This window comes from Photobacterium damselae subsp. damselae (assembly GCF_038086725.1).
GTDB lineage: Bacteria > Pseudomonadota > Gammaproteobacteria > Enterobacterales > Vibrionaceae > Photobacterium > Photobacterium damselae.
The window spans coordinates 703,312-715,193 of record NZ_CP146971.1; the positions used below are offsets into that span (position 1 = coordinate 703,312).

Here is an 11,882-nt window from a genome sequence, read left to right on the forward strand (position 1 = left end):
ATAACAATAAAATCTGATTAATAATCAATTAGATACATTTTAAGCAATAAATAAAAAGCCGCGAGCGCATGCTCATTACAAATAACTTACAACAAAGTTATGGAACTTTAGCTTTTGCTCTTTTCTAATACGTAAATCACTTATCTATTCTGCTCAAGGTTTCCAATGAAAAAGTATCTTCTACCATTATTTATTACTGCCGCTTTAACGGGTTGTAACGATAGCCAAGCAAACAATGCTTCATCTGCTGATTTCTCTTCAGCACAGAAAGCACAGATCGAAAAAATTGCGAGTGACTATATTATCGCTCACCCAGAAATTTTGGTGAAAGCATCTGAGACTCTTCAGAAACAGCAGATGGAGCAACAGCAACAAGCAGCAGTCAGTGCCATTATCCAAAATACCGATAAACTAATTAATGATAAAGCGACCCCATTTGTTGGACCTAAAGATGCAAAAGTAAATGTTATTGAATTCTTTGATTACCAATGCATGTATTGCTCTAAAATTGCACCTATTGTTAAAGAGCTACAGAAAGCAAATCCAAATGTTAAATTTATTTTCAAAGAGACACCTATTTTTGCTAACCGTTGGGAAGCATCTAAATATGCTGCAGATATGGGTAATTGGATCTTTGAACAGAAAGGCAGTGCTGCTTACGAACAGTACCACAATGCTATTTTTGCAACGCGTAAAGATGAAGGTAATCTAACTAAAGTAGATGTTGATACAGCGGCGAAATCTGTTGGTGTAGATACCACTAAGATGAATTTAGACAATAGCTTTATGCAGAACTTTAAACTGTTTAGTGAACTTGGTTTCCAAGGCACCCCTGCACTTATTGTTATGCCGACTGAAAATGCAAATAAAGACAATGTAAAAGTAATTAATGGCTTTGACCCACAAGGCCTAAAAAACGCAATTGCAGATCTAACAGCAAAAACAAAGTAAGCTCAATAGCACTCTTTTTGTTTGAAAGAGTATAAAAGCCGCTTACTAAAATAGAGCAAGTACTGACTGTATTTGCTCTATTTTAATATATGCCCAAGTGACTTCAAGATATAGAAATCAGTGATAAGACTTTAAATTCTGTCGTGGCCAAGGAGTAAGATCTTTATTTCTTTAATAAGTGACCATTAAACCCTAGAGCAACCAATTGTTCATAAGCATGCCATACGTCTGATGGAATATCTTGTTTAACGGAATACCCTAACGCTGGATATTCATCAATACGTTGCAAGTCGCCAAGCATCACATTAACAATATCGGGAAATGAGAGAATTTCATTTGGATAATCACCAAAAGAGAGTCGCGGTGATGTAACTTGTAAATTCTTATTTGCCCAATAAACTTGAGCCGTTGCTAAAGCCCTTCTTTCCATAAATGGCTTTTGCACTAAAAGAATAGACTGAGGATTTATTCCTTCTTGATCGAACAACTGCTGAGAAAAGAGAATATTCTCTCCTGTATTTGTTGAGCGACTTTCAATTAGTATTGCGTCTTGAGGTACACCTAGCGACATAGCAATACTGGCAAAAGCTTCCGCTTCAGAGCAATCAAACATATTTTGGGTTAACTCGCCTACCCCACCAGAAAATAAGACTTTAGAGCTCAAACCAAGATGAAAAAGCTCTGCTGCTCGCTCTGCAACTCGAACATCGTTACTACCTAAAACAACAATACAATCTGCTGGTTTTAAATTTTGGTTTAAAACATGATAATCCCAGATTGTTTGAGCATGTTGATACAACCTCTCTGCCACTGCATATCTCCTTTTGTTTACCAAGCAGTGGCATAGATCCAAGCATCATCAGATTACTTGAGAATCATACTAAATATATCAAATTTAGCGTTTCCACCACTCCGGTATAATAGTCACGTTGCCTTTGTCACTACTCAACCACGCTTGTTCACCTTCAATGGTCAACTGTAGCTGCATTGATCGCTCAGCAACCTGCTCTAACTCTACTAAAGTCTGATCATTTATAAATACAACCGACACATTATCAAGTGTGTTAATCTTATTTTGATTCTGTTGCCACCAAATAGTTGCCGCATTGTTGTCATAAGCAAATAAAATCACTTTTTGTGCTTTATGAGAGGCCTTACGTAGACGTTTTTCATCTGGAAGACCTAACTCAACCCAAAGCTCAATCTCATCACTGTAATTTACAATCCATAGATCAGGCTCATCAGTATCACATAAACCTTTAGTAAATTTAAGGTTCTCATCGGCATTTAGCCCCCAAGCTAAAATGCGTAGCATAAAGCGTTGAATGGTTTCTGATGGATGACACGCGACAGTATGGTTAACATCAAGATAAACATGACGATCCATATCTGCCACATTGATATGTGCTTTATATACAGTTGCTTTAAGAGCCATAATGGCCACCTTTATAATAATTTTGCCTTTTAAAACAGGCATCAAGATACAAAAATACGTGCATTTATGATGCCAATCGGCTGATAGTGCTGAAATAAGGAGAGGATGATAGAGGAAACTAACTGAGAATAAAACGAATTTAATCCATATTCGGAATTAACATATCTAGCGTTTTTATACCTTCGACTAACTGTTCTTTATGTGATTTTGATAATTTTTTGATCCGATATTCATATTGCATAGCGCATCTTTTATCACCAATTTCGCTATACCACGCAAGTTGAAGAGGCCCTTTTCCCTTTAAGTACTTCGCCCCCTTTTCTGTAAATTGATGTTCATGAAAGCGACGTTCAATATTAGTCGTTACACCACAATACAAAGAATTTTGCTGTGTTCTGATCAAATAGACCCACCATGAAGGTGCTATTTTTATCTTATCTTCTTGATATTCATTCATTTTACAACTTCATCACAAGAGTCATATCTGCGTTCTATCTAATAGTTAGATAGAGTGAGTGAGTGAGAATCGCTTCTAGGCCTAGGCTAAAAATAGACAAGTAAAATAGGCCGATATTACGACCTATTAATCAACATAAACAAGTATTGGCTATGGTTATTCTGTTAACATTTGTACTGTTTCTTTTAATTCTGCCAATTCTTGCTTTAATGCCTGTACCTCAAGTTCAAGTTGCTCGATTCGAGATGAGCTGGCTGAAGAATTAGAAACTGAAGTCGATGCTGCGAGCGTGCTGATATCAACCTCACCACTAAATAGATGCATATATCGACAGTCTCTCTTTCCTGGCTCTTTAGGCAATTTTACAACATAAGGTCCCTTCTCGTGCTCTGCTAACTTAGTTAATACTTCTTCTGCTTCTTTTACATCTTTAAAATCACATAGACGATTTGTTCTTGTTCTTAATTCGCCAGCAGTTTGTGGTCCTCGAAGTAACAGAACACAGATTACAGCAAACTCTTGTTTAGATAATTGCAGAGAACCAAACTCAGTATTACAAAATCTATGCTTATATTTAGGAACTCGACTTCCAAAGCCAACCAATTCATTGATTAAACGTTTTTCTTTTAATTCTTCAACCGAATCCATTACCTCAGCTTCTGTTAGCGCTAATACTGGCTCTCGGTTGGTTTTTTGGTTACAGGCAGTTGTTAGTGCATTAAGAGTAAGCGGATACTGGTCAGGAGTAGTTACTTCTTTTTCGAGTAAACAACCAATAATACGAGCTTCATTCTGTGAAAAATTAATATCCATGCTCTTCTTTTAACCTTTATTGACCACTATATGAGATACCGAATTCAACTCAACGAATGCGTAATTAAGTAACATGAGTATAGTACGGTATCGTTCTTAGGCAGATTAGCATGAACCGATCAATGAGCAAGATCCTAAACCATCAAGTGTCGAAAATATCCACAGTTATTAGCATATTCCGTTTGGTTTCGTGATCAATTTACTATCAAGCATTCAGTTTAAATGCCATCATCTGTTGACATTTAAAGTGATCTCTATACGATTCCCATCCTCATAACATTTAGTGGTAGGAAAATACGATGTCTGATATCGAGAAAAAAGACGAACAAGTAATTGAAGAAGTTCAATTTACATTAGATGACTGTTCACCAGAACTACGCAAAATCATTGAAGTTGAAGAAGTGCCTGCAGAACTTCATGATATGCTAATTAACGTATATAAAGTATCTGAGCCTACTACTCTAGAAGCATGGAACGCACTACCTAAGAGCGCTCAAAATGTTTTGGACAATTTTGAACAATTCCACGCTCTAGTTGCTCTTAGCCAGACATATTCAGGTGTGGATTTCTTAGGTGAAATGCAAGAAACTGAGTTTCCTGAAGATATGGGTGCAGAAGAACAAGCAAACTACAAAGCAACCATGTTAGATAAAGTTCTACATAACTGCGTTAAAGATCTTGCAAAACAACTTAAGAAAGCGCGTCAAAATCCACCAATGAAACGCGAATTCCAAGAAATCTTCAAAAAATAATCAACATATTGATTACAGATAAATAAAGGAGTGCGAATACCACTCCTTTTTTATACCACACGAGAATATAGTTAGATGTGTAATGATTAATTAGCTATAAATATATAAAGTAAAGATTCATAGCCCTGTTCAATCTTATATCTCACAATGTCAAAAAACTGTCATATCAGCCTATAAATTAAGCATACTGTATTATATCGATACAACCAGAATCATCTATAATAAGAAATTATAAAATCATTCCTTTCAATATCATGTAGATACAAACATTGTTACAATTTATTGTTGCGGTTAATCATTCATTTAACATTAACGCAAATATTCAAGCGTTTTTTTTCATGGTAGACTACTATCGTAATGATATTTATAGGAAGAGTTCTAAATGCCTACAGTTGAGCAGATTAAATTTAAAACGGATGTATGCTATATCCCAAGTCAGGGAATGCTCAAGGCAAATGATTCAACTCAAAAGTTAAATCTTTCAGAACAATACATTCTGACTTTTCTGATTGAGAATCATCACCGTCCTGTAACCAAAGAAGAGTTATTAAAAGTTGGTTGGCCAGATCGTATTGTAACTGAAGCCTCTTTGTTTCAAATTATTCGAGCTCTTCGAGTAAAACTACAAGAAAAACAAAAAGGCGACATTATAGAAACACTACCCCGTGTTGGTTATCAAATTCGAGATTTCCAACGAGAAACTATTTCGCTATCACAACAAGAACAAGAAGAAAAAGCAGCTCAAAGGAATTGGGTAAAACCGGCAATAGTAGTGGGCGCCTTAGCTGTCACATTAAGCTCAATAGCTTGGTTTTATTTTAATCAAGATCCTGATATACCAACATTTCAAGTCAAAACAGAAACAATTGGTAGCAACAAAATTACTTATATTGCATTAACACCAACAGACCTTGCAGAGCTTGAGCAAAAAGCAGATGCTATTTATCAAGGCAATGTCGAAAAGTTTAACAAAAGTACCATTAAAAACCGCATAATCTACATGTACAAAACAAGCCGTGGTGCTTATTCTGTTGCTTGGTGTAGAACAAAAGATAACTCAGATCAATGTATACCGAAAACTGATTTTGCTTATCGTATTTCGCCTGAAAAGTGGGGAGAGTTTGCAAAATTATCGAGTGAACAAGGTGAGATATTTAGAGATACCCCAATTATTCAAACCGAATTATCTCGTGAGCCAACAGCTCAGGTATTTACTAACTATATGGATGGCTCAGGGATAAAATCGAAAGTTACTCACTATTACATTTCTAAAGAAGAAGATGGTGAAATGAATTACTCATTCATCTCTTTTATCACAGAAAAAAATAGTGACTATCATCATGCCTTATCTATTCGAGCAGCAGCAGTAACAACAGAGCCAAGCAAATCACAATTTATTGCTACAACACGTATTGACCCAGAAATGTATCATTGGGCTTATTCTGATAAAGATAAGACAATCGATAATGATAAATCCATTGTGCTAAACAATGAAATAGGGTTAAAAAACAAACATAATGCACTAAACGTTACTCATACCTATTTACTCTATCATCAGGATTATCTAGATTTGATGCTCTCGGCTTCCCGTGGCTTATATTGGGTAAATAATAGTCAAAAAGTTACCGAACTTTTCAGGTCTGCCGTAACGAAAAACCATAAAGAATAACACAACGCCCAAGCCAACAACTTGGGCGTTTTAATTTGAGTAAATGTCATGCAAGCACAAGGCACATTAAGTAAAATGAAGTCCTCTTTAGGACAAGATGTAAACTACTCTCTATTAGTTGGTGATAAGGAAATAACCTTAAACTCGTTAATTGGCAACAAAATCACCTTAACTCATACAGGGAAAATAATTTGTTGTTCATGTGGTAAAGTGACTAAAAAAAGCTATTCGCAAGGCCATTGTTTTCCTTGTATGAAAAAGCTCGCTAGCTGTGATATGTGTATAATGAAACCAGAGACATGCCACTATGCTCAAGGCACGTGTCGTGAGCCTAGCTGGGGTGACGATAATTGTATGGTGCCTCATTATGTCTACTTGTCCAATACATCAGCTTTAAAAGTAGGCATTACACGCTATACTCAGATACCAACTCGTTGGATTGATCAGGGTGCCACACAAGGCCTAACTATTTTAAAAGTTAAAAACCGTCATATTTCTGGATTAGTAGAAGTTGCGCTAGCAAAATTTATTGCAGATAAAACTAACTGGCGCAATATGTTGAAAGGAGATAATAATCAATTGGATCTAAAGTCTTATTCAGAGCAATTACTCCCTGAAATCCAAAATGAATTGTTGGCGGTTACCAAGCAATACGGTAATGATGCAATAGAATATCTTTCTGCAGAAACTCAAGATATTCATTATCCTGTTGAACAGTTTCCGACAAAAATCACATCTCATAACTTTGATAAGAACCCTGTAGTTGAAGGTGTTCTACAAGGCATCAAAGGCCAATATCTTATTTTTGATACTGGTGTGATCAATATTCGAAAATTCACAAGTTATGAAGTCATTGTAAGTTATTAGTACTATTTTCTGCGCTAATTAACCTAATTAGCGCAGAAATATAACAAACTAACGAACAACATCAATAAAGTGGCTTAATTGAGTGCTAAACCATTGATTATTATACCATCCAGTATTCCTACAATGTTTTGCATCATCCCATAAACGGAAGAATTCCTGACGAATTAGATAGTTCTCCGTTAGAGGCGACTTCTCGATATAACAATCTAAAATAGGCACATCTGAGCGATAGTGATTTAAATGAATTAAGTCCATCTCTCTATGTTTAAATCCCATATCACATGGGTCGAGTAATGCTATGGCTTTATATGTCTTTGGATCAAACAATACATTAGCAAGATTACAATCGTCATGAATTAGAGATGATTCGGTATGCCGGATTGGATCAAGTAATGTCTCTCTCATTTCCCACAATTGCCCAAATTGCTCTCTTTCTTGGCCTGAAAATGGAGATCCACCGCTTTGAATAAAGCGATGTAATGGCATTGTCCATTGCTCAAAAGCATTGATGAAATCAGGCGTAAAAGACTCTGAGTTACATTCAAATCCTTGATCGTTATGATGCTCATGCAATGCCACTAAAATATCTGAGTAGCTTTCAGAAAAAATTTTGATTGCATGATGTTCTTTCGGTAATTCACTTGCAGATACACCATCAATCCACTCTAATGCTAAATAGTCGTAACCTTCATCACGACCAAAAAAGTAGATTGATGGTACAGCACAGTCTGCAACCGTTCTTAAGCGTTTTAAAGCATTTGCTTCTTTTGCTATTCGTCCCACTTCCTTGGAGAACTTAACAACAATTTTTCCCTTTGAACCAACAAGAAAAACAATCCAGCCATAAAACGTCTCTTGAATATCGCAAACTTCAGCTTGTGTATTAAACATCGTTAAATATGCTTTTTTAGCAATATTTAATAGCTGAGGCTTATTCATAAAGCGTTCCTCTAGCGTAAATATGAGTTTTTAATTAAATATCTAAATACCAATAAAGAATTTAGTAATAATTTTATTTGTAACCAAGTGTTACTATACATTTAGATTGCAATATTTTTAGAACTAACACCAGAAAAAATTCATTAATAATACAAATTTTTTTTATTATTGAGACTAAAAATAAAGTAAAACGATTACACTATAAGCAAATCATTACATAAAAAGAGGAAATTTATACATTCATACCGCTTTAACTCTATTTTTCATTTAATATCTACTCGTACCATACGAAATAATATCTGCTGCTAAATACCTTCAACATTTCCTTAAAGGAATAACTAAAGCGTAATTTACCCATTCTGAATTTATCCCTAAAAAGAATGATTATAACTAAAATATTTATACTAAACTTAAGATGGAATAAATAGGAAATATTTAGGAGAGTGCTATGAATACAGAAAACTGGTTACCTCGTATAAAGGCACTCTATTTAAAAATGGAGGAAAATCATTCAGTTAAAATTGAAGCGTTGGAGGCTTTAAACAATAATGTGCCAGCCTCGATCTTCAAACAGATTCACTCAAATCAAGATCAAGAAGCCTTTGCTTACTGGCTCGATAGCTGTTTCAAACTTCATTATTATTATAATAGTAAACAAAACTACTCATTATCTTTAGATTATCTACAACTTGCCTACTCAAAGTTACAAGCAATGGTATCTTTATATCATCATTCGCCAGATTTAAAACGATGGATTCTAAAGAAATTAGATCAACTCATTGTTTGTATGCTCGAGTACTGTCAACAATCCAATCATAATAATTTATGTCAACAAAGTACTGATTTGATTAATCATCATGTTATTTTCATGAAAAGCTTAAATAATCAAAACTTGTATTATCAATAAGAATTGAGCGTATAAATAAACTTACAACTCTAAACAATAATATAATTAATTTTAAGGGATTATAACAATGCTAAAAACTTTAAATTTGTACGTTTATCGATTAATTTTTGCTTCTTGTTTAGTCATTCCATCATTCTACAGTCATTCTGCATACTTACTTGATCCTCCCGATATTGAAGCTAAGGCCTGGGTTCTGATGAGTTATAACACAGGCCAAATTATTGCTGGTGACAACTTACATACACCTTTGGCACCAGCAAGTCTTACAAAAATAATGACGACTTTTGTGGTGGGAGAAGAGATCAAAGCAGGCAATATTCAATTATCTGATATGGTTACTATCAGCGAAAATGCATGGGGTAAAAAATTTCCTGGCTCATCAAAGATGTTTCTTAATGTGGGAGACTCCGTCAGTGTAGAAGACCTATTACGTGGAGTAATTGTATCTTCAGGAAATGATGCGACCGTAGCATTAGCCGAACACGTTGCGGGTCATCAAAGTGCTTTCATAAAAATGATGAATCAATATGCAGAAAGATATGGCATGAAAGATTCCTATTTTACCAATCCCCACGGTCTAGATTCTGATAACCAAACCACCAGCGCATTTGATATGGCGATATTAACAAGAGCATTCATTCAAGAAGTTCCCGATATTTACGGTATGCATAAAGAAAAATCTTTTACTTTCGGAGATATTAAACAAGGTAACCGTAATGCCTTACTATGGGATGAAACGCTTCATGTGGATGGGGTTAAAACAGGCTATACCAAACAAGCGGGCTATAGTTTAGTCTCATCAGCAAAAAATGGTGAACAACGATTAATTGCGGTTGTTCTTGGAACCGAATCCGCAAAAGCTCGTCGTCTTGAAAGCAAACAATTACTCAATTGGGGATTTCGTTTCTATGAAGATATTACACCACAACTTGACGATAAGCTCTTAGAACCCATTCGTATCTGGCATGGCGAACCTGCCTCAGCAGAATTAACTCTAGGTGATACAGGGATGATTACCGTACCGAGTCGATTAAAGAACAAATTAAAACCCATCATAACCTACAGAGATAATCTGGAGCCTCCCTTAGAAAAAGGCCAACAAGTAGGTAAGATTGACTGGTACATTAATGAACAATTGCTTGTCAGCCAACCTATTTTAACCCAAGAAGAAATTGTAAAAGCACCCTGGTATAACTCCGCAATAGACAGTGTATTACAACCTATATATACATGGCTGAATAAATATGGGCTGACAAAACAAAGAGAGCAATTACAAGCAAGAGATATAGTTCAACCAATGTCTCAGCAATAATCTTATGAAGCTATAATTTCAAAAGCCCTAATTTCAGAAGCTAGAACTTATGAATAAGTCCATCTATTTATACCTAAGTGACTTATTCATGGTTTTAGCCACACTGATTTAAAATCAAACCACCCCATCGAGTTTGATTCCATACCTTGCCACTGCCCTGTATCATCAATACCAACCCAAACATAAAACAAAGGCATCATCTGACCTACATTTACCAAGTGACGTGCTATTTTCTCCGAAGGGAAGGCTTTATCAGATAAAGAGCGCCACAAACGAATATCATCTTGTAGCAAAGCAAATTCATTGGCAGGCATCGCTTGGTAAATAAAATCATGATTATAGAACCAAGGCAGAAAAGCTTCCGGACGACGACTACCTAAGCTCATGCCATTAAGCCAAATATCAACCTTATCGTGCCCCTTACCACTGAGAAGATCTTCATATGATATTTCATAAGTTTTTAATTTTATGCCATCTTCAGCTAAGAGCTTGGCAATAATAGTCGACAGATAAGGATATATGGGATGTTCCATCTGATAAGCCAGCGTGATAGTGCGCTTACTTGGTACATCGACTTCTTTTTCAGCCAGTGAGTTATGAATCCATCCCGGTAGTAACCCATAAGCATTAGTGAACCTAAAGTCACCTAACTCATTGGGATCCAAATGCTTTAATAGATTAAGAGGAGTCAGCTTTGCATTTAAATAATCTAGCCACTCTTGCTGAGCACAGATACCAGTCTGGCGATTAAAGAGTAAATAGTTACAACCTTCATCAAGGGTAAACCGACCTGAAAATAGCGTTGAGGGTTGTATTTCGGTTACTTCAGACGGCTTAATATAACAAGCTGTTGTACCAGATAAAATCCATATCTCAACAATATCGGTCAAAGCACGGAAACCAAAATAGTGATCAAATGCTTCTAACTTTAGTCGCTGTTTATTATTTTCAATAACTCGATACGGGCCAGTACCAATCGGGAAATGATCAAAATCTTTTCGTTGTATCGCATCTGCTGGCTGAATAACAGCTGAGATATTAGCAACTAACTCAGCAAAATGAACATCAGGTTCCGACAAAATAAAGTCAACCGTATTTGGGTGCGGTGATTTCACACAATGAATATGCCAGTATAGACGATGTTCTTTTACACGCTCGAAGGTTGAGATAACATCTTGAACGTCAAGTAATTTACCATCATGAAATCGTACTGAAGGGCGCAAATAAAAACGCCAGTGCTGTGGTGATAACATCTCCCATGCATGAGCAATATCCCCTTCGACTTCCTCTTTTTCCTCATTAATAAGAGTAAGACCATTAAAAATCTGACGAATGAGGTGTTGCTCTGAGCGGCGCAGAGGTTTCAACGGATCTAATGCCTCAAAAGAACGATAGTAAGGCAACCGAACAATTTGCTTACCAAGATGGTGAGAGAGCCCCAGCTGTTCTTGGATTAATTGTGCTAATTTATCAGCGTTATTATCTAAAGCCGATAACGCAGGCTCTAATTTTCCATCAGCCACCAGTTTTCTAGCATGGTTAAGCTGCAATTCACTATCTGAACTATGAAACGTTAAATGAGATTGTTTCCCGCGTCCAACCGCTGGCTGCCAATTAATCCAGCCTTCATCGACCATCTTATTGATAACCATCCGCACATTTCGTCTAGTACAAAATAGAACATCAGCGATATCTTGAAGATTTGTATCACTATTTTGACCATTAAAATGGGTATAAAGTCTTTGAAATTGCAGCTTTAATCGTTGACCGCTCATAAAAG

The 11,882-nt window shown here is 36.0% G+C and carries 12 protein-coding genes; 6 read left to right on the forward strand and 6 right to left on the reverse strand.

Annotated features, from left to right (window positions below):
* Positions 1-165 precede the first annotated feature (165 nt).
* The gene (locus WAX86_RS17875) at positions 166-951 is read left to right on the forward strand and encodes a thioredoxin domain-containing protein (RefSeq protein WP_341489421.1); all 786 of its coding nucleotides are present in this window, start codon (positions 166-168) and stop codon (positions 949-951) included.
* Positions 952-1,114: 163 nt separating this feature from the next.
* Here WAX86_RS17875 and WAX86_RS17880 read toward each other — a convergent pair whose 3' ends face one another.
* The 4 genes from WAX86_RS17880 to WAX86_RS17895 all read right to left on the reverse strand — a co-directional run bounded on the left by WAX86_RS17880 (position 1,115) and on the right by WAX86_RS17895 (position 3,656).
* Positions 1,115-1,762 (reverse strand): YdcF family protein, encoded by a 648-nt coding sequence (locus WAX86_RS17880; protein ID WP_341489422.1) that lies wholly within the window; start codon positions 1,760-1,762, stop codon positions 1,115-1,117.
* An 84-nt stretch (positions 1,763-1,846) separates the two neighbouring features.
* On the reverse strand, positions 1,847-2,386 hold the full coding sequence (locus tag WAX86_RS17885; protein ID WP_005305582.1) for a YaeQ family protein: 540 nt from the start codon (positions 2,384-2,386) through the stop codon (positions 1,847-1,849).
* Positions 2,387-2,525: 139 nt separating this feature from the next.
* Positions 2,526-2,843 carry a GIY-YIG nuclease family protein gene (locus tag WAX86_RS17890; protein ID WP_068945703.1) on the reverse strand — a complete coding sequence of 106 codons (318 nt, stop codon included), beginning with the start codon at positions 2,841-2,843 and terminating at the stop codon, positions 2,526-2,528.
* Between the two features lie 156 nt (positions 2,844-2,999).
* The gene (locus tag WAX86_RS17895) at positions 3,000-3,656 is read right to left on the reverse strand and encodes a YceH family protein (protein WP_136039903.1); all 657 of its coding nucleotides are present in this window, start codon (positions 3,654-3,656) and stop codon (positions 3,000-3,002) included.
* Between the two features lie 299 nt (positions 3,657-3,955).
* On the opposite strand from WAX86_RS17895, the gene WAX86_RS17900 reads away from it, so the two are divergent.
* The 3 genes from WAX86_RS17900 (at position 3,956) to WAX86_RS17910 (ending at position 6,944) form a co-directional block, all read left to right on the forward strand.
* A complete protein-coding gene (locus tag WAX86_RS17900) occupies positions 3,956-4,408 on the forward strand; it encodes a DUF3069 domain-containing protein (RefSeq protein WP_065171413.1) in 453 nt (150 codons plus the stop codon).
* A gap of 382 nt (positions 4,409-4,790) precedes the next feature.
* Positions 4,791-6,077, forward strand: coding sequence for a winged helix-turn-helix domain-containing protein (locus WAX86_RS17905; protein WP_237034136.1), 1,287 nt, complete (start codon positions 4,791-4,793; stop codon positions 6,075-6,077).
* A 48-nt stretch (positions 6,078-6,125) separates the two neighbouring features.
* A complete protein-coding gene (locus WAX86_RS17910) occupies positions 6,126-6,944 on the forward strand; it encodes a DUF2797 domain-containing protein (RefSeq protein WP_341489423.1) in 819 nt (272 codons plus the stop codon).
* A gap of 48 nt (positions 6,945-6,992) precedes the next feature.
* On the opposite strand, the gene WAX86_RS17915 is transcribed toward WAX86_RS17910, so the two are convergent.
* A complete protein-coding gene (locus WAX86_RS17915; RefSeq protein WP_068945699.1) occupies positions 6,993-7,883 on the reverse strand; it encodes a phosphotransferase in 891 nt (296 codons plus the stop codon).
* Between the two features lie 448 nt (positions 7,884-8,331).
* Here WAX86_RS17915 and WAX86_RS17920 point away from each other — a divergent pair, with 448 nt between their 5' ends.
* Complete coding sequence (locus WAX86_RS17920; protein WP_341489424.1) at positions 8,332-8,790, forward strand: hypothetical protein; 459 nt, start codon at positions 8,332-8,334, stop codon at positions 8,788-8,790.
* Positions 8,791-8,857: 67 nt separating this feature from the next.
* Positions 8,858-10,102 (forward strand): D-alanyl-D-alanine carboxypeptidase family protein, encoded by a 1,245-nt coding sequence (locus tag WAX86_RS17925; protein ID WP_237031889.1) that lies wholly within the window; start codon positions 8,858-8,860, stop codon positions 10,100-10,102.
* An 86-nt stretch (positions 10,103-10,188) separates the two neighbouring features.
* Here WAX86_RS17925 and sgrR read toward each other — a convergent pair whose 3' ends face one another.
* Positions 10,189-11,877 carry an HTH-type transcriptional regulator SgrR gene (gene sgrR, locus WAX86_RS17930; RefSeq protein ID WP_068968543.1) on the reverse strand — a complete coding sequence of 563 codons (1,689 nt, stop codon included), beginning with the start codon at positions 11,875-11,877 and terminating at the stop codon, positions 10,189-10,191.
* Positions 11,878-11,882 lie beyond the last annotated feature (5 nt).